The organism is Streptomyces sp. NBC_00286 (assembly GCF_036173125.1).
In the GTDB taxonomy this organism is placed as follows: domain Bacteria; phylum Actinomycetota; class Actinomycetes; order Streptomycetales; family Streptomycetaceae; genus Streptomyces.
In genome coordinates this window covers 5,898,867-5,916,527 of sequence record NZ_CP108054.1, presented here as the reverse complement: position 1 = coordinate 5,916,527, position 17,661 = coordinate 5,898,867, and the positions used below count along the sequence as shown (strand labels likewise).

Genomic DNA, 17,661 nt, shown 5'->3' with positions numbered 1-17,661 from the left:
TGGTTTTCACCGAGAGCTTCGACGCACGCGTCAGGTGACGCTTCCTGGACCGGCTCGTCGGCCGACTTCGATCGCGAGGTGCACCTCGTCGTGAACGCCCCCTCCGCCCGCCGCTCCCGCAAGGTCCGTGACTGGCAGGCCGAGCAATCCGACCGACTTGAACTGCACTTCCTGCCCGCGCGCTCGCCCGAACTCAACCCCGACGAACTGGGCAACACCGACCTCCAGCGCAGCCTGCCCATACACATCCGAGCCCCGTGTCCAGGCCCAGTCGCCGCCGAGACCCACCGGTTCTTCCACCACCGCCAACATCAGCCGCGCATCGTCCGCGGCCACTTCGGAGGCGCACACGTCCACTACACCCTCGAATAGAACCATTTGAGTTTCGGATCAAACAAGAACGGTGGCTGGAGCCAAAAGCGACCGAGCACGGTCTGTCGTACTCGTGCAGCATCCGCCTGCACGCAGCCGGCATGTTCACTACGCCAACAGCCGCGTTGTGCTCAGCCAACTCGACTAGCCGGAGTGCAGCTGATGGCACCAAGGCATCGGGATTTCCAGCACAACCTTTCACACCACCCACCTCAGAGAGCCCGCGATGGCATCGCACAACCGCTCCATCGGGCCCGACATCCCGATGAGCGGTGCCGAGAAGGAGAGCGTCAAGTACCCCACGCCGCCGGGCATAAGGGCATGGACGCTCAACCTCGTGGCGCCAAGGACCCGCACGGCAGCGCCCGCTGGGAGATTCACCACCGACACTTGCTGCCGTGTACGCCTTTCAGGCTCTCGCATGTCGAGCCACGCTGCGTACTTCTGCGGATCAGCGGGTGTCTCGCCCAGAGGCATCAAAGACACGAGGAGCGAGGCTGGCAGATTGCCGTCGCGCGAGGTCGCCAGGAGGAAGAACTCCATGGCGCCGCGCGCGAGGCCGCCTTCCGCGGTGTTGCGCAGCGTGGCCCATACGTTCCGGGTGAGTTCGGCGGAGACATGCCGGCCTGCCGCCTGCCGGTCCACGAAAGTCTTGAGTTGAGCACGCCAACGATCCTGCGTGAGGTCGATGCGGAACCACTCCCGTGGCACCAGCAGCCTGTAGTCCAGGGGGATGCCCCCCGATGGCGGGGCATCTGCCTCTGCTGACTCCCTCACCCCGGCATCACCAGGGGAGATCCGTAGTCGTCGAAGAAGCGGACGCTCTTCACGATGCCGGCGAACATGGCGGAGAAGACCTCCCACCCTTCGACTGTCGGCGTGCCCATCTCCAGCAGCAGCACGGTCCCGTTGTTCAGCGGAATCTGGACCTGTATGAACGACGTCCACAGCGCCTCGTCCTGCCCCGACTGCGTCAGGCTGCCGTCGATGCTGGAAGGCCGGTTGCCGACGCATGTCACCGCCGGGCCGCAGGACAGCTGCACTTCGCCGATCTGTCCGAGCTCCAGGTGCCGCATCGTGGTCGCGATGAAGCCCGCCGGATTGTTGCCGGCTCGCTCATCGAGGTCCATGAGGCTGACGTTCACCGTGGCCGTGCAGCGGACGCCGTCGACCTCCGTGGTGACGAAGCCGACGTACTGCACGCCTGCCTCGATGAACTCGTCATAGTTCGCCGCGCACATCGCGGCATAGTGCAGCTGCACTTCCTCATCGGCACCGGGCAGCGCCCGCTTGGCCAACTCGACCAGCTGCTCGGCCAGTTCATCCAGGTCGTCCGCCTCGAAGGGCAGCTCGAGGAAGCCCTCCGGCATGATCCAACGAACCTCTACACCGCTGCTTCCCGTAAGGCCGCGTTGGGATTCTTCGACGGCGTCAGTGGTCATCTGAACTTTCGCTCTCAGACTGTCCGAGATCGTCCACCTCGGGATGAAACTTCGCAGCGAAAGGATAGGGGCCGTAATGCGGGTAGTGTGCCGGGACTTCGGCCCCACCCCGTCGAGCGATATGGGCGATCTCCCGGTAACTTCGCGCGCGGGCCCGCAGGTTCTGCTGGACCGGATCACCCCAGTGCGACATCGCACTTCGTACGAAGAAGAAGACTTGAGTCAATACGACGGCCACGGCGACCGCCAGATAGGCGTTGCGGGAGGCGGCGGTCTCCCAGTACTGAGCCACACCGCCCCAGTAGATCGCGACCCCGAAGCCGACGAGCGCCAGCGGCACTCCATGCTTGAAGCCCGCGTTGAACATGTCCTCTTCGTCGAGATGACGCCGGCGCAGCAGTTCGAGCACCGCCCGGTCGTCCAGGAAGTCGAACCGAAGCTCTCGTCGAGCCTCCTCTGCGGCTCGCTTCGCCTCGGGTACGGCGGCGATCACCGAGCCGCCGACCAACGTGACAGCGTCTCCACCTCGGCGACCGATGAACTCCCAGGCCCCAAGGTCGTGATGGCCGTCGCTCATGGAATCTGCCCTCCTTGAACAGGTCGCCAGGTCCTATGCCGCCAAGGCCGCGTTGAACGCCTTCGGCGAGACGCTCGGGGCGGGGCGAGGTGACGGCGACGGCGTGGGAGTGGGCGTGTCGGCCTTGGCGGGCTCCTGGTAACCGGTCTTCTCGCCGTTCTCACCACTGAGCATCTTGTTCAAGGCGCTCGCGAGACCCACGCCCTTGATCACACCCGTGATCTTCTTGCCGTCGATCAACTCGTTACGCGCCGTCCTGCCCAGAACCTTGTTGACCAGCTTGACACTGACCCCGTTCAGGAAGTTGTGCCCAACACCGTCGAGTGCGGCCAAGCCACTGAACCTGAACTTCGCCAGTCCCTTGGCGCCCTTGAGGGCCTTGAAGCCCTTCAGCGCGCCAAGCCCTGGCAGCACTCCCAGCACATCGGCACCCAGCTTCAGCCAGTCGACCTTCCCGCCGCGCGCAGTCATGTCGTACGCATGGCCGGCGAGCGCGGCCGCACTGGTCAGCACGGCAAGGGTCGCGAATATGGGAACCAAAAACTGAAGCGGCGGAACGAAGGCGCAAATCACCGCAAGCACAGACAGGACGGCCGAGATGTTCGACAACATATCCGCCCAGTCCGCAAGGAAGTTCATGAAACCGCCCGGGTCCCGGACCGCATCGTGGTGCACGACGTTCTTGATATGACGGGCGGCCTTGTCGCCCGCATCGTCATAAATGTCCCTGGCGTCCTTCACAGCCTTGCGTGCATCACCCATGCGATGCAGTGCCTCGTCACGCTTCTTGACCCAGCGCTCGTAATCTTCCTTCTCCGCGGCGGGAATATTTTGCGCGGGATACTTGTCGGTGAACTTCTTCACCTCGTCGTCCGCGAGGTCATGGTCGGCCTTGGCCTCACGGTAATCAACAAGCGCCTTGTCCGCCTTCCGCTGCGCGCGGCGCATTTCGCTGGCAAACTGGCCCGAGCTCCCTTCGCGCACCTCCTCTCCGATGACCTTGGCCGCCTCGTCATAGCGCTCGAAGGACTTCTTCAGCTTGTCCGCCGTGCCACCGGCGAGCTCATGGAAGCCTTTTCCAGCCTCACTGTCCCAACCCTCCACCGAGGCAAGCGCCTCGATGACCCCGGACTGCTCATCGATCATGTCGGCCATCTTGCGCAACTTGCGCCCCAGTTCGGCCACTTCCTCGGGGTCGCCCGGCGTGGGGTCGTCATGCCACAGAGGCGGCCAGTCGGCGTCCAACCTGCTCACTTCTTCCCCTTACTCTGCGCCTTGGCATCCCGGATGGCCTTGGCCAGCTCCTGGTCGATCTCGTCATACGCCTTGGCGGCGGTTCGGGTGAACTCGGCCAACTGCTCAAGTTCCTTCATCAGTTTCTTCCGAGTCTTCTTCCAGGTGTCCCCGAATTCCGAGAAAGCGTCCTTGAGGCCACCGTGACCTACCGCCTGGCCATACTCGTCCGCAGGATTTCCGTTTCGCTCGAACTCGCCGTGAATCTTGGTCAGATCGCGTGAGCACTGCTTGATGGCGGCGAGGTCCGCCCTTACATGGTCCGCCATGTTTAATTGCCTCTCCATGACTCTATTATTTTTCTCGGTGGAATCTGACGAGCGCGGTCGGGTTACGGACTCCCTCACTCCTCATGGCGCCCCGCACGCGATAGGCTCTCCGACACACCGAACCCTGTTCCGCGTCGGCAAGGAGAGTCTTGACGTGACACGTAGGGGCAAGCAGCGCGCGGCAACGGACCGCCTTGGCATTCATTCCGAAGCGGGCGAATGGTGCTGGATCGACAAGATTCCGCAGCCCCCGGCGGACGTACTCCAGGCCGCGGGCAACCCCCGTCTCCGCCCTGCCAGACTGCCCCCGCTGGGCATGATCGGCGCGGTGCTCGGTGCACCGTTCATGCCCCTCATCATGCTGTTGAGCCTTCTGTCCGATGCCGAAGAAGCCATCAAGCGGTCCCTCGGCACGAAGGAAGAAAAGGAACGGTGGCAAGCCAAGAAGGAGCAGGACAAGCGCCGGGACGCCACCATCGCCCAACAAGGCCTCGACAAGGTCTTCGACGGAAACTGGCACGGCAACGCCGGGCAGTTCCTGCTGCGTTGGTACAGCCACTCCACCCACCACCAGCGACTGCTGCTCGCGACCCAGGAGGGCATCGTCCTGGCGGCTCCACCGCAGCGCGTCAGCGTGGGACGGGAGAAGCACATGCAGATCGTCGCCCACCTTCCCGCCACCGAAGCAACCCTCGTCGACCCTTTCTCCGGTGAGTTCGAGACGAGGATGCTGCTGATCCGTTTCCGTGACGGATCCTGGCTGCGAGTCGATACCGAAGAACTCCGCAGCGACCTCCACATGTACGTGCTCCGGCAGCCACTCCCCGACAGCTGACGCGCCCCCGGGCGGGCGCCCGCCCGGTGCGTTCAACATCCACTGCCGGACGGGCGGGCGCCTCTCAGGCCGTTACTTCTTGGCCGACTTCGCCAGCTCCTCGTCGATCTGCTCGAACTTGTCCGCGGCCATGGTCAGGTAGTCACCCATACCGTCCAGGCCGTCCATGGTGTCCTTGGCCCCGCGCACGAACTCGTCGAAGTTCTCGTCGAAGGCCTTCGAGGAGCTCTTGGTGACGTAGCCGCTCTCGACCAGGTTTGCGATGTACTTCCGCAAGCCGTCGAGCTTTTCCTGGAGCCTTTCCTTCTCCTTCACGACATGCTTGGCCGCATCCCGCATGTCCTGATATGTGACGTCAAGGTCCTTGGCCATACAGCCCACTCCTCGTCAACTCGCCGCAGGGCCAACCCCCGTGGCACCACTTGATGCGGATTGTGCGATCGGTGCGATCTTCCGCTCTTGGGCCAGCAGCTTACGGGTGGGGCCCTTGAGGGCACATCCCCGTTCCCCCAACTATTGGCCGTGAGCTGATGCACAGGGCGTTGCCACTGGGAAGGCGGAGACGGCAGCCCGTTGCCCTCCAGTGATATGGAGCCGATATCGTCGCTTCCACTGTGGCCCGCGTTGCGGAAGCGGCCACAGGGCCGTGGGGAGGACAAGCGTGCGCCTGACTCTGACCGTTGTCGATCCATTCGGCGGTGAATCCGCCGACGTCGTGCTCGATGCGGATCCTGAGTCCACTGTCGGGGACATCGCTCAGGAACTGGCGCGGCAAGTAGGGCACAGCGGCGCCCAAGTCATCCCCCTCGGACAGCATCAGGCGCCCAGGAACGGCGCGCCCATGTTGTACGTGGACGGCTACGCCCTCGACCCCAGCGCCACCGCCGTCGGCTCACCTCTGCGGGAGGGAGCCGTCGTCAGCCTCCAGGACCCCGCCGGCTGTCTGCCGGGCGAGCCCACCGGGCTGGTCGAACTGAGGGTGGTCGGCGGGCCCGTGGCAGGTGCCGTGCACCGGGTCGGGATCGGGCGGTACGACATCGGAAGCGGATCGGCCTCGTACATACGGATCGACGACCCCGAACTCGACGCCCGCGCGCTCACATTGTCAGTTGCAACCGATGGCACTTGCCAAGTCACGGTACATGGGGACAAGGAGGGCGTCACCCTCGACGGAGCGGAGCTCGAAAGCGACGAGTGGCCTCTGGGCGGGCAGATCGCCGTGGGGAACACCCTGCTGGAACTGGTCCGGTACTCCCCGCCGGACGCTGCCCTCAAGTGGTCCGACGACGGCATAGGCCTCGACTACAACCGGCCACCGCGGCTGCGTCCTCCGGACCGGCAGACCAAGTTCCGACTGCCGTCGCCGCCCCGGGACTTCGAAGCGAGGCCGCTGCCCTGGCTCATGGCGCTGACTCCGCTCGTCGGCGCGGTCGTTGCGGTGGCCATCTTCGGTCGCTGGTACTACCTGATCATGGCGGCCCTGAGCCCGCTCATACTCTTCGGCAACTACTTCATGGACAAGAAGCATGGGCGGAAGTCCCATGCGAAGCAGGTCAAGGAGTACAAGGAAACCAAGACGCGTATCGAGAAGGACGCACAACAAGCCCTCGTCACCGAGCGCCTCGACCGGCGACACGCCATTCCCGACCCGGCCACGGTTCTCTCCCTCGGAACCGGCCCGCGTACCCGGCTGTGGGAGCGGCGGCGCACCGACCGCGACCATCTGCTGGTCCGCGTGGGCACAGGGCAGCTTCCATCGGAGGTCGTACTGGACGACCCCGAGCAGGACGAGCACCGGCGAGAGGTCACCTGGAAGATCGAGGATGCACCGGTCGCGCTGTCGCTGCGTTCCCTCGGCGTCATCGGCATGGCAGGGCCGGGTGACTCGGCCCGTGCGCTCGGCCGTTGGGCAGTGGCGCAGACCGCTGCCCTGCACAGCCCGATGGATGTGCAGTTCTACGTTCTGAGTGAGAACACCGCTCAGGACAGCTGGGACTGGGTGCGCTGGCTGCCGCACGCGCGGCCCTCCGGCGGGCAGGACATCAACCTGCTGATCGGCACCGACGCCGAAACCGTCGGCGCTCGCATCGGTGAACTGACGCAGATCCTCGACGCGCGTACGAAGGCGGCGCAGGAAAACCACGGACAGGCCTCCTCCTTCAGCGACCCGGACATCGTCGTGATCTGGGACGGTTCCCGCCGGCTGCGGTCCCTGCCCGGAGTAGTACGGCTGCTGCGCGAGGGGCCGAGCGTGTCGATGTACGCGCTGTGTCTCGACGCCGAGGAGCGGTTCCTGCCCGGCGAGTGCCAGGCCATAGTCATCGCCGAGCCGAAGCCACAGGAGCCCGGCGAGGCGAACAGCCAGGCAGCAGACGCGAATCAGCAGCCCCAAGGCGGCATCCCTCGGCCGGCGGCCGGCAATTTCCCTTCCATGCAGGCCTGGCACACGGCCGGGAACCAGCCCGCCGGGCGCGACGGAACCGACAAGCTGCGGCTGCGGGTCGAGGAGGCGGGGACCGAACGGGTCGCCCAGGTACGCCCCGACTTCGTCTCCACCGCCTGGTGCCTCCGCCTCGCCCGCTCTCTGTCACCGCTGCGCGACATCAGCGGCGAGACAGAGGACTCCGCGCTTCCCGCCTCCAGCCGCCTGCTCGACGTAGTGCAGTTGGAGCCGCCCACGAGCGACGCCATCACCGCGCGCTGGCGTATGGGCGGCCAGTCGACGCTGGCGGTCATCGGCGAATCGTACGACGGGCCGTTCGGCATCGATATGCGCAAGGACGGGCCGCACGGTCTGATCGCGGGTACGACCGGTTCCGGTAAGTCGGAGCTGCTGCAGACCATCGTGGCCGCGCTCGCGGTGGCCAACACCCCGGAGAACATGACGTTCGTGCTCGTCGACTACAAGGGTGGCTCGGCGTTCAAGGACTGCGTGAAGCTGCCGCACACGGTCGGTATGGTCACCGACCTCGACGCACACCTCGTCGAGCGGGCCCTGGAATCGCTCGGCGCCGAGCTGAAGCGGCGTGAACACATTCTCGCCGCGGCCGATGCCAAGGACATCGAGGACTACCAGGACCTCGTACGCCGCGATCCCTCGCACCCTCCCGTGCCCCGACTCCTCATCGTCATCGACGAGTTCGCATCGATGGTGCGCGACCTGCCCGATTTCGTGACAGGTCTCGTCAACATCGCCCAGCGAGGCCGTTCGCTCGGCATCCACCTGCTCCTGGCCACGCAGCGGCCCAGCGGCGTGGTCTCTCCCGAGATCCGCGCCAACACGAACCTGCGTATCGCACTGCGTGTGACGGACGGCGGCGAGTCCACCGACGTCATCGACTCCCCAGAAGCCGGGCACATCTCGAAGAGCACCCCGGGTCGTGCCTACGTGCGTCTCGGGCATGCCTCGCTCGTCCCCTTCCAGTCGGGACGCGTAGGTGGGCGCCGCCCCGGAGCCGCAGACCCGCAGGTCCTTGCCCCCTGGGCGGGCGCACTGACCTGGGAGGACCTGGGACGTACCGCGCTGGTGAAGCCGAAGGCCGAGGCGCGGGAAGAGGAAGAGATCACCGATCTGAAGGTCCTGGTCGACGCGGTACGCGAAGCCAACCAGGCCATGGGGATTCCGGCCCAGCACAGCCCCTGGCTGCCCGCGCTCTCCGAGACGCTGCTTCTCGACGAGATCCCGACGCCACAGGCGGCGGAAACCCCGGGCGCACTGCCTCCTGCGCCGTACGGCGTCGAGGACTTGCCGGCCGCCCAAGCACGCCGCCCGGTCGCCGTGGACTTCTCGACCTTCGGGCATCTGATGATCGGTGGAGCGCCGCGCAGTGGCCGCTCCCAGATCCTGCGCACCATCGCGGGCTCCCTGGCCCGTACGCACTCGTGTGCCGACGTCCACCTCTACGGCATCGACTGCGGCAACGGCGCGCTCAACGCACTGACCCGCCTGCCGCTCTGCGGCGCGGTCGTCGGGCGTAACCAGACCGAGCGTGTGGTCAGGCTCGTCAACCGCCTCAAGGGCGAACTCTCCCGACGCCAGGACCTGTTGGCCGAGAGCGGCTTCGCGGACATCGGGGAACAGCGGGCCGCAGCCGCCGAGGATGAACGGCTGCCGCACATCGTCATCCTGCTGGACCGCTGGGAGGGCTGGGTTCCCACACTCGGCGAGATCGACCACGGCTCGCTCACGGACGAGCTCACCACGATGATGCGCGAGGGTGCGAGTGTCGGCATCCACCTGGTGCTGACGGGCGACCGCACGCTGCTGGTCGGCCGTATCGCGACCCTGACCGAGGACAAGTACGGGCTGCGGCTGGCGGATCGCAGCGACTTCTCGACGCTCGGCATCCCGACGCGCAAGGTGCCGGAGGAGATTCCTCCGGGCCGCGGTTTCAAGAACGAGTCCGGCACGGAGACACAGTTCGCTCTGCTCTCCGAGGACACCACCGGTCAGGGTCAGGCCGCGGCCCTCACGGCGATCGGCGAGGCAGCGGCGGAGCGGGACACTGGAGTACCGCGCGCCAGGCGCCCGTTCCGTGTCGACAGCCTGCCGAGCCGGATCTCCTTCGGCGACGCCTGGGAGCTCCGCGACCCCGAAGCTTCGCGTTCCAAGCTGTGGGCAATGGTGGGCATCGGAGGTGACGAGATCGTCGGATTCGGCCCGGATCTCGCCCAGGGTGTGCCGGCGTTCGTCATCGCGGGTCCCGCCAAGTCGGGCCGCTCGACGGCGTTGATGAACCTCGCGCAGTCGTATCTCGCACAGGGAGTACGTCTCGTCATTGCCGCTCCACGCCAGTCACCGCTGCGCCAACTGGATGGCACTGAAGGCGTGTTGAAGGTGTACACCGGCGACGACATCGACGAGGACGACTTCGAGGAGATCATCGAGTCGGCGTCCCTGGAGGAACCGATCGCCGTCCTTATCGACGACGGCGAGATCCTCGAGGACTGCGACGCCGGGCCTCAGATGAAGAGGATCATCCAGCGCGGCGCCGAACGAGGGCTGGCGCTTGTCATCGCGGGTGACGAGGAGGACGTCTGCAGCGGCTTCTCCGGCTGGCAGGTCGATGCGAAGAAGAGCCGCCGCGGCCTCCTGCTCTCCCCCCAGGAATCGTCGAGCGGCGACCTCATCGGCCTACGGATGTCGCGCAGCATGGTCGGCGGCCAGATCGCCCCGGGCAAGGGTCTGCTGCATCTCGGCGACGGGGAACTGCGGACGGTCGTCATCCCGGGCTGACACACCGGTCCCGCGATCGGGTGCGGATGGACAGAGACAGGTCAGCAGAACAGCAGAGGGACTGTGAGCGGATCAGCCAAGCCAAAGCGGCGGCGGGCGGCAGGAGCCGCGTTGCGCTACGAGCATTCGCGGCAGCGGGCGGCCTCGTCGGCGAAGCCGGAGAAGGAGCGGATGTCGAGGCGGGAGGTGGTTGTCGCCTGGCTGTGCGTCCTCACCTTCGTCGGGGGACTCATCGCTTTCGCGATCTCGATCAAGGCTTGGGGCCCCACGATCTGGGGCGACCTCGCGCCCAGCTGGCCCGGCGGCGGTTACGGCTTCGCCGGCGCCGTGGGTGCCCTGGTGCCCCTGGCGTTGGCCGCGATGATCGCACCGCTGACGCGTATGAGGTGGAAGAAGAGCAAGGCCCGTTCGCTCGCGTGGGCCGCGGCCTCGCTCCCCGGGCTGGCCACGTCCACGCTGTTCCTGATCGTGATCTTCGCAATGTGGCGCCCCAAGCGCCGCCGCGACTGGGACGGGTCCTGCTACGGCGAGGGCGGACCCTGCTGGGTCCACGAGCAGTACCCGTACGTGTGGGCCGTCGGTCTGGCCGCGACCCTGCTCGCGGCGGTGGCGATGGGCGCCGGACTGGTCAAACTCCAGGCCGCCCGCACGCGTACGACGCCCGATCCGGCGGAGTCTTCGGCTACTTGACCTTGTTCATCCGGGCCACCGGATCCCCCGCCTCCTCGTTGTCCGTCTCGTACCTCAGGTCGTCGTCGACCGGGATCAGGCGGACCTCGTGGCGGCCCATCACGCACACCGCGTCCTTGGACTTCTTGGCGACGCTCGTGGCGGTGATCTGCTGGGGAGTGGCCTTCTTGAGGATGAGTACGGTGTCGCAGTGGCCGCCGATCAGGTCGGTCTGGCGGAACGTGGCGAACTGTTCGCCCACGCCGGCCTGGCGGACCGTGACGCGGAACTTGCCCATGGGGAGGGTGCCGTTGAGGGCTACGCCGTCGCCCTCCCAGGTGCCGAGGTAGCGCTTGGGGACGGCCGCTCCGGTGGCCGGTGCGGACGTGGGCGCGGACGCGCTCGGTCTCGCCGCCGTGTCGTCGGCCGCGGGCCCACCGTCGCCGTCCGAGGCTCCGCCCGGCAGCAGGTCGAAGACGAACACCGAGCCGAACGTCACCGCCGCCAGCGCTCCCGCGACCGCCAGCGCCACCGTGCAACTCAGCTTGCGCCCGCGACCGCCCGCCCCCGGCGCGGAGGTCGCGGCCACGGAGACGGTCAGCCTTCCGGGAGCGGAGGGGCCACCAGGGCGCGGTTCCAGTCCGGATCCCGGGCCAGGTCCCGATACCGATCCCGATCCTGGGCTCTCGCCCTCGCGGGGTTCCGGGACGTACGTCGGTACGTCCGCCACCTGGGCCGCCCGCCCTACCCCGTCCCCCATCCCGTACGACGGATCCGGCGGCCCGAACACCCCAGCCGGAGCCGCCGGAGCAGCCGGAGTCGCCGGAGCAGACCCGTTGCCCGCCCCCTCCTCCTTCACCGGCGAAGCAGCATCCGCCCCCACTGAAGGACTGCTGAACCCCACCACTCCCGAAGGCTCCGCCCCCGTAGCCTCAAGGTTCAGCACCTGCACCGCACTTCGGCTCACCTGTTCCACCAACGGCCCCGGCAGCCACCCCGCCGCCACCGCCCGCGCCGCCCCCTCCGGCGCCAGCCGCGCGGCGAGCTCCCCCGGAGACGGACGCCCGCCCGGGTCCTTGGACAGACAGGCCGCGACTACTTCCCGCAACTCCCCGTCCACCGGTCCGAGTTCAGGCTCCTCGTGCACCACCTTGTAAAGCAGCGCAGCCGACGAGTCCCCGGGGAACGGAGGCGAACCCGTGGCCGCGTACGCCAACACCGCCCCCAACGAGAAGACATCCGCCGCCCCCGTGGCCCCCTTGCCGAGGATCTGCTCGGGCGACATGTAACCGGGCGAGCCCACAGACACCCCCGTGGACGTCAGCGACGCCGTGCCGTCCGTCGCTCGTGCGATGCCGAAGTCGATGAGCAACGGCCCGTCCAGCGTCAGGAGTACGTTCGAGGGCTTGACGTCGCGATGTACGAGGCCCAGGCCGTGCACTGCCGCCAGCGCCTCGGCCAGGCCCGCACCCAGGACCCGTACGGAATGGTCCGGCAGTGGACCGGCGTCGGCGACGGCCGCGGCGAGCGAAGGGCCTGCGGCGTACGCGGTCGCCACCCATGGGATCGCGGCGTCGGGGTCGGCGTCCAGGACCGGTGCCGTGTACGCGCCGCCCACCCGCCTCGCCGCGTCGACCTCGCGGCGGAAGCGGGCGCGGAACTCCTCGTCGAGCGCGAAGTGCGGGTGCACGATCTTGACCGCTACGGTGCGGCCGCCCGCGCTGCGGCCCAGATAGACCCGGCCCATCCCGCCCGAGCCGAGGCGGCCGAGCAGCCGGTAGGGCCCGACCGTGGTGGGTTCGCCGACATCGAGCGGTTGCATGGCGTGTGCCTCCCCCGGACGCGCTCCACTCCCCACCGGCAAGGGTAGGGACAACCAGCAGGGTAGGCGCTGCTTACGGCTTACGGCTCCAGCAGAGACACCTTCACATCCGCCGGGAAGCCGGTCGTCGGGCCGACGCGGCGGGCGAACTCCGTGACGGCCTCCAACTGGGGCTCGCCGAAACGGAAGTCGAGCGTCGTGAAGTAGTGCTCCAGGACGCTCTCGTCGAAGGCCTCCCAGCGGGCCGCCTGTTCGGCGACCTTGCCGACCTCCTCCAGGGAGAGGTCCCTGGACGCGAGGAAGGCCTCGTGCACCTTGCGCGTGACGACCGGTTCGCGCTCCAGGTACTCGCGGCGCGCCGCCCAGACCGCGAAGACGAACGGCAGGCCCGTCCACTCCTTCCACAGCGCGCCCAGGTCGTGCACGGCGAGCCCGTACTGCGGCCCGTCGAGCAGGTTGGCGCGCAGTGCCGCGTCTCCGATGAGTACGGCGGCCTCGGCCTCCCGCATCATCAGGGCCAGGTCGGGCGGGCACGTGTAGTACGAGGGCTGTACGCCGAACCGGTCGGCCAACAGCAGCTGCGCGAGCCGTACGGACGTGCGCGAGGTCGAGCCGAGGGCGACGCGGGCGCCGTCCAGGTCCTCCAGCGGGACCTGCGAGACGATCACGCACGACATCACGGGGCCGTCGCAGCCGACCGCGATGTCGGGGAAGGCGACCAGTTCGTCGGCGTGTTTGAGGAACTCGACGAGCGTGATGGGTCCGATGTCGAGATCGCCACGCACAAGCTGCTCGCTGAGCTGTTCCGGGGTGTCCTTGGTGAGCTCGAAGTCGAGAAGCGTCCCCGTACGAGCGAGCCCCCAGTACAGGGGCAGGCAGTTCAGGAACTGGATGTGGCCGACGCGCGGCCGGGTGCGAGAATTGTCCACATCGCGAGACTAGACCCTTTGGGGTACGGTGCAGGCTTCGGGTCCCGGAGTGGTGGGAGCCATTCCGGAAACCCGCCCGGCCTTTCGTGTCAACCCCTGTGACACCTGGTCGCCATCCCTACGTCAACCCCTCGGGCGAGCTGCTCAAACCTTTGGGTGACGTGATCTTGACCTCTATTGCTTTCCACTGCCTGCGTGCTAGGCTCGGCCGCAAGTTGCAGTTTGGTTTCCCTTGCAGTACAGAGCCTGCGGAGCGCATGTGACCGCGGGCTCTCGTCGTTTTCAGACGAATGCAGTTGTTTACACAATCGCTGGTTCTGGAGCAGGGCAACCCTTTGGGCCCAAGGAGGGCTTATGGCTACCGGAACCGTGAAGTGGTTCAACGCCGAAAAGGGCTTTGGCTTCATCGCCCAAGAAGGCGGAGGCCCCGACGTCTTCGTCCACTACTCCGCAATCAACGCGAGCGGCTTCCGCTCCCTCGAAGAGAACCAGGCGGTTACCTTCGACGTGACCCAGGGTCCGAAGGGCCCGCAGGCGGAGAACGTCACACCCGTCTGATCCTTCGGCCTCTAGAGCGGACGCTCTGAGCTCCGGAACGAGTGCAGTACCTAAGGAGCCCCTTCACCATTTGGTGGCGGGGCTCCTGCCTTTGCCTCCGGCGGGCGCCTAGTAGACTGTCGCGACTAAGTGTCGTTCTGGTTGGTGGAGTTGGGGTCGGGCAGGCTTCGCTTGATGCTTCCGTTCGGCCGGGCAGGGGTGCCGTGTCCTCGCAGAAGAAGTATCCGGTTGTCTTGAGTGCCGAAGACCGTCGGGCGTTGGAGCGTGTGACGACGACGGGGGTCCGCAGCGCGTCGATGATCAGGCGGGCGCGGGTGCTGCTCGCGTTGGACACCTCGGCCGGCGAGGTCGCTCCGCGGGCGGTGATCGCGGAGCGGGTCGGGGTCTCGTGCGATTCGGTCCGCCTGATCTCGAAGCGGTACGCGGAGACCGGCGGCGATGTGTGGGCCACGGTCGGCCGGAAGGAACGCGCACTGCCGCCGGTGCCCTCCCCGGTGACCGGCGAGGTCGAGGCAAGGCTGATTGCGCTGGCCTGCTCGAAGCCGCCCAAAGGACACGCCCGCTGGTCGCTGCGCCTGCTGGAGAAGCACGTCGCGCTGGCCGAGGACATCCCGGATCTGGACCACTCCACGATCGGGCGGGTCTTAAAAAAACGGAACTGCGCCCTCACGTGAAGAAGTGCTGGACCATCCCGCCCGCTGCGAATGCGGCCTTCGCCGCGGCGATGGAGGATGTCCTGGCGGTCTACCACCGGCCCTTCGACCCGACGCGCCCGGTGGTGTGCATGGACGAGAAACCGTACCAGTTGCTCGGCCACGTCCGTGATCCGCTTCCCGCGCGGCCGGGCCGTGACCGCCGCGAGGACAACGAGTACGTCCGCTCGGGGACCTGCTCGATCTTCTGCTGGGTCGAGCCGCTGCGCGGATGGCGACGCGTGGACGCGCAGCCCCGCCGGACCAGGGTCGACTGGGCGCACCAGGTCGAGCACCTGCTGACCGTGGACTACCCCGACGCCGCCACGGTCGTGCTGGTGATGGACAACCTCAACACCCACACCACCGCCTCGCTCTACGAGGCGTTCGACCCGGCAAAGGCCTTCGCGCTGACCCAGCGCCTGGAGATCCACCACACCCCCAAACACGGGTCCTGGCTCAACATCGCCGAGATCGAGCTCTCCGCGCTCACCCGCCAGTGCCTGGACCGCCGCCTCGACGACCTCGCCGTACTCAACGCCGAACTTGCTGCCTGGCAGCAACAGACCAACAGCAACCAGCGCCAAGTCGACTGGCAGTTCACCACCGACGACGCACGCGTGAAACTACGCCACCTCTACCCAACCACACAGCGAAATTAAGCCGCGACAATCTACTAGTGGGGTGGGTTTTGGGGTTCGTTGGCGCGTGCGGGTGCGTCGTGGCTGGTCGCGCAGTTCCCCGCGCCCCTTACGGGGCTCGCCCCTACCTCTCGTACAACCCCTCGATCTCCGCCGCGAAGTCCCGTGCGATCGCATCCCGCCGTAGCTTCATCGTCGGCGTCAGGTGCCCGGCCTCCTCGCTGAACCTCCCCGGCAGGATCGTGAAGCGGCGGATCGACTCCGGGCGGGAGACCAGCTTGTTGGCCTCGTGGATGGCTCGTTCGAGGATGGTGTTCAGTTCCTCGTCGTCTACCAGGAGTTCGTTGGGCACCGCGTGTTTGTGGTTCATCTGGCGCCAGTGGGTGATGCCTTCGGGGTCGAGTGTGATCAGGGCGCTGACGTACGGGCGGCCGTCGCCTACGACCATGACGTGGGCGATCAGAGGGTGGGAGCGGAGCCAGTCCTCCAGGGGGGCCGGGGCCACGCTCTTGCCGCCGGCCGTGATCAGGATTTCCTTCTTGCGGCCGGTGATCGTGAGGTAGCCCTCGTCGTCCAGGGTGCCGATGTCGCCCGTCGCGAACCAGCCGTCGGGGGCGGCGGGGACGACTCCGCCCGCATGCGGGTCCCAGTAGCCGCGGAAGACATGGTTGCCGTTCAGCAGGATCTCGCCGTCCGCGGCGATACGGACCCGGGTGCCGGGCAGCGGCCAGCCCACCGTGCCGAGGCGGGGCTTGAGCGGCGGGGTGACCGTGGCCGCCGCCGTCGACTCGGTGAGGCCGTAACCCTCGAAGATCTCTATGCCCGCGCCGGCGAAGAACGCCGCCATCTCGCGGCTGAGCGGGGAGCCGCCGCAGATGGCGTAGCGGACGCGGCCGCCCAGGGCGGCCCGGATGCGGCGGTAGACGAGGGGGTCGTAGAGGGAGCGGGCCGCGCGCAGGGAGCGGCTCGGGCCGGGGCCCAGGCCGTGCTGCTCGGCCTCGACCGCCTCGCCGTACGCGCGCGCGACGCGCGTCGCGCGGTCGAAGGACGAGGCGCGGCCCATGCGTTCGGCGGTCGCGCGGCCCGTGTTGAAGACCTTCTCCAAGACGTACGGGATGGCCACCAGGAACGTCGGCTTGAACGAGGCCAGGTCCGCGAGCAGTTCCTCCGAACCGATGCTCGGGGCGTGGCCCAGGCGGACGCGGGCGCGCAGGCAGCCGATCGCGATCATGCGGCCGAAGACGTGGGAGAGGGGGAGGAAGAGGAGGGTGGCCGCCGGTTCGTCGGTGAGGGATCTGAAGGCGGGGTAGAGGAGTTCGATGGCGTTGTCGACCTCGGCGAAGAAGTTGCCGTGGGACAGTGCGCATCCCTTGGGGCGGCCGGTCGTACCCGAGGTGTAGATGATCGTGGCGAGGGTGCCCGGCCCCAACATCCCACGGCGTACGGCGACTTCCGCGTCCGGCACGTTCCTGCCCGACTCGGCGAGCCGCTCCACGTGGCCCTTCTCGAAGACCCACACATGCCGCAGATCCGGGAGCCTCTCCATCTCCGGGCCCAGCGCGGCGGCCTGCGCGGCGCTCTCGACGGCGAGCGCGACGGCCCCGGAGTCCTGGAGGATCCAGCGGGTCTGGAAGAGGGAGGAGGTCGGGTAGATCGGCACGGTCACCAGGCCGGCGGCCCAGGCCGCGAAGTCCAGCAGCGTCCACTCGTACGTCGTACGCGCCATGATGGCGATCCGGTCGCCCGGCATCAGCCCCTCGCCGATCAACCCCTTGGCCAGCGCCAGCACTTCGTCAGCGAACGCGTTCGCCGTCACGTCCAACCAGTCGCCGTCCGGCCCCTTCCGGCTCAGTACGACCTGGGCGGGCGCGTCGCTCGCGTTGTCGAACGGGATGTCCGCGAGCGAGCCGTGCGTGATCGGCGCGACGAGCGGCGGCACCGACGCCTCCCGTACGACGCCGTCCAGCCGCTTGAGATCCGGCTCGACGAGGGCTGGTGCAGGGGTGGAGGACTTTCTGGCGGACATGGGGCGGCTCCTCTTCGTCATGCCCGGCGGTCCCCCCGCAAGGCCCCATGGGTGCTACGGGGCTGATCTACCCGGTGTTCAGTGGGAGTGGGTCCATCAACATACGCATTACGACGTACGCGAGTGCCGTGAGCGAACCGTCTTCACCAGCGACGACGCCACCCTCCACACACATTCACAGGCGCCGGGTGCGTCTCGACCACTTTCTGACTTCTGAGTAATCTTACTTTGGAGTAAGAATCACGATCAGATCCAGATCAGATCCACGACCAGATCCGCGAGCAGGTCCGCGAGCAGGTC

The 17,661-nt window shown here is 67.4% G+C and carries 16 protein-coding genes; 7 read left to right on the top strand and 9 right to left on the bottom strand.

Features of this window, described 5'->3' with window-relative positions:
• The first annotated feature begins 90 nt into the window (after positions 1-90).
• On the top strand, positions 91-372 hold the full coding sequence (locus OHT21_RS27280; RefSeq protein ID WP_328770952.1) for a transposase: 282 nt from the start codon (positions 91-93) through the stop codon (positions 370-372).
• A 198-nt stretch (positions 373-570) separates the two neighbouring features.
• On the opposite strand, the gene OHT21_RS27275 is transcribed toward OHT21_RS27280, so the two are convergent.
• From OHT21_RS27275 to OHT21_RS27255, 5 genes are read right to left on the bottom strand one after another with little or no spacing between them, the layout of a single operon-like run.
• Complete coding sequence (locus OHT21_RS27275; RefSeq protein ID WP_328770951.1) at positions 571-1,149, bottom strand: hypothetical protein; 579 nt, start codon at positions 1,147-1,149, stop codon at positions 571-573.
• Entirely contained in the window at positions 1,146-1,814 is a 669-nt protein-coding gene (locus OHT21_RS27270) for a hypothetical protein (protein WP_328770950.1), read from the bottom strand. The genes OHT21_RS27275 and OHT21_RS27270 overlap by 4 nt, the downstream gene beginning before the upstream one ends.
• Positions 1,804-2,391, bottom strand: coding sequence for a hypothetical protein (locus OHT21_RS27265; protein WP_328770949.1), 588 nt, complete (start codon positions 2,389-2,391; stop codon positions 1,804-1,806). Before OHT21_RS27265 ends, OHT21_RS27270 begins: the two co-directional genes overlap by 11 nt.
• Before the next feature lie 33 nt (positions 2,392-2,424).
• Complete coding sequence (locus tag OHT21_RS27260; protein WP_328770948.1) at positions 2,425-3,645, bottom strand: putative T7SS-secreted protein; 1,221 nt, start codon at positions 3,643-3,645, stop codon at positions 2,425-2,427.
• Positions 3,642-3,953, bottom strand: a complete 312-nt coding sequence (locus OHT21_RS27255; RefSeq protein WP_328770947.1) for a WXG100 family type VII secretion target — start codon at positions 3,951-3,953, stop codon at positions 3,642-3,644. Before OHT21_RS27255 ends, OHT21_RS27260 begins: the two co-directional genes overlap by 4 nt.
• A 154-nt stretch (positions 3,954-4,107) precedes the next feature.
• On the opposite strand from OHT21_RS27255, the gene OHT21_RS27250 reads away from it, so the two are divergent.
• Positions 4,108-4,788, top strand: coding sequence for a hypothetical protein (locus OHT21_RS27250; RefSeq protein ID WP_328770946.1), 681 nt, complete (start codon positions 4,108-4,110; stop codon positions 4,786-4,788).
• A 72-nt stretch (positions 4,789-4,860) separates the two neighbouring features.
• Here OHT21_RS27250 and OHT21_RS27245 read toward each other — a convergent pair whose 3' ends face one another.
• Entirely contained in the window at positions 4,861-5,160 is a 300-nt protein-coding gene (locus OHT21_RS27245) for a WXG100 family type VII secretion target (protein ID WP_328770945.1), read from the bottom strand.
• A gap of 289 nt (positions 5,161-5,449) precedes the next feature.
• Between OHT21_RS27245 and OHT21_RS27240 the strand changes: the two genes are divergently transcribed.
• Both OHT21_RS27240 and OHT21_RS27235 read left to right on the top strand, forming a co-directional pair.
• Positions 5,450-10,024, top strand: a complete 4,575-nt coding sequence (locus tag OHT21_RS27240; protein ID WP_328770944.1) for an FtsK/SpoIIIE domain-containing protein — start codon at positions 5,450-5,452, stop codon at positions 10,022-10,024.
• 111 nt (positions 10,025-10,135) lie between these two features.
• The gene (locus OHT21_RS27235) at positions 10,136-10,714 is read left to right on the top strand and encodes a hypothetical protein (protein ID WP_328770943.1); all 579 of its coding nucleotides are present in this window, start codon (positions 10,136-10,138) and stop codon (positions 10,712-10,714) included.
• On the opposite strand, the gene OHT21_RS27230 is transcribed toward OHT21_RS27235, so the two are convergent.
• Both OHT21_RS27230 and OHT21_RS27225 read right to left on the bottom strand, forming a co-directional pair.
• Complete coding sequence (locus OHT21_RS27230; RefSeq protein WP_328770942.1) at positions 10,707-12,515, bottom strand: serine/threonine-protein kinase; 1,809 nt, start codon at positions 12,513-12,515, stop codon at positions 10,707-10,709. The genes OHT21_RS27235 and OHT21_RS27230 overlap by 8 nt on opposite strands.
• Positions 12,516-12,595: 80 nt before the next feature.
• Entirely contained in the window at positions 12,596-13,444 is an 849-nt protein-coding gene (locus OHT21_RS27225; protein WP_328770941.1) for a menaquinone biosynthetic enzyme MqnA/MqnD family protein, read from the bottom strand.
• Positions 13,445-13,798: 354 nt separating this feature from the next.
• Here OHT21_RS27225 and OHT21_RS27220 point away from each other — a divergent pair, with 354 nt between their 5' ends.
• The 3 genes from OHT21_RS27220 to OHT21_RS27210 all read left to right on the top strand — a co-directional run bounded on the left by OHT21_RS27220 (position 13,799) and on the right by OHT21_RS27210 (position 15,356).
• Positions 13,799-14,002, top strand: a complete 204-nt coding sequence (locus tag OHT21_RS27220) for a cold-shock protein (RefSeq protein WP_033319512.1) — start codon at positions 13,799-13,801, stop codon at positions 14,000-14,002.
• Positions 14,003-14,235: 233 nt separating this feature from the next.
• Complete coding sequence (locus OHT21_RS27215) at positions 14,236-14,676, top strand: helix-turn-helix domain-containing protein (RefSeq protein ID WP_328768325.1); 441 nt, start codon at positions 14,236-14,238, stop codon at positions 14,674-14,676.
• Positions 14,673-15,356, top strand: coding sequence for an IS630 family transposase (locus OHT21_RS27210; protein ID WP_328766012.1), 684 nt, complete (start codon positions 14,673-14,675; stop codon positions 15,354-15,356). Before OHT21_RS27215 ends, OHT21_RS27210 begins: the two co-directional genes overlap by 4 nt.
• A 103-nt stretch (positions 15,357-15,459) precedes the next feature.
• Here OHT21_RS27210 and OHT21_RS27205 read toward each other — a convergent pair whose 3' ends face one another.
• Positions 15,460-17,361, bottom strand: a complete 1,902-nt coding sequence (locus OHT21_RS27205; RefSeq protein ID WP_328770940.1) for an AMP-dependent synthetase/ligase — start codon at positions 17,359-17,361, stop codon at positions 15,460-15,462.
• Between the last annotated feature and the right edge of the window lie 300 nt (positions 17,362-17,661).

Bases quoted from the DNA above. Each gene is read 5' to 3' on its own strand.
- OHT21_RS27270 (WP_328770950.1), bottom strand. From the start codon at position 1,814: ATGACCACTGACGCCGTCGAAGAATCCCAACGCGGCCTTACGGGAAGC.
- OHT21_RS27265 (WP_328770949.1), bottom strand. From the start codon at position 2,391: ATGAGCGACGGCCATCACGACCTTGGGGCCTGGGAGTTCATCGGTCGC.
- OHT21_RS27255 (WP_328770947.1), bottom strand. From the start codon at position 3,953: ATGGCGGACCATGTAAGGGCGGACCTCGCCGCCATCAAGCAGTGCTCA.
- OHT21_RS27245 (WP_328770945.1), bottom strand. From the start codon at position 5,160: ATGGCCAAGGACCTTGACGTCACATATCAGGACATGCGGGATGCGGCC.
- OHT21_RS27230 (WP_328770942.1), bottom strand. From the start codon at position 12,515: ATGCAACCGCTCGATGTCGGCGAACCCACCACGGTCGGGCCCTACCGG.
- OHT21_RS27220 (WP_033319512.1), top strand. From the start codon at position 13,799: ATGGCTACCGGAACCGTGAAGTGGTTCAACGCCGAAAAGGGCTTTGGC.
- OHT21_RS27205 (WP_328770940.1), bottom strand. From the start codon at position 17,361: ATGTCCGCCAGAAAGTCCTCCACCCCTGCACCAGCCCTCGTCGAGCCG.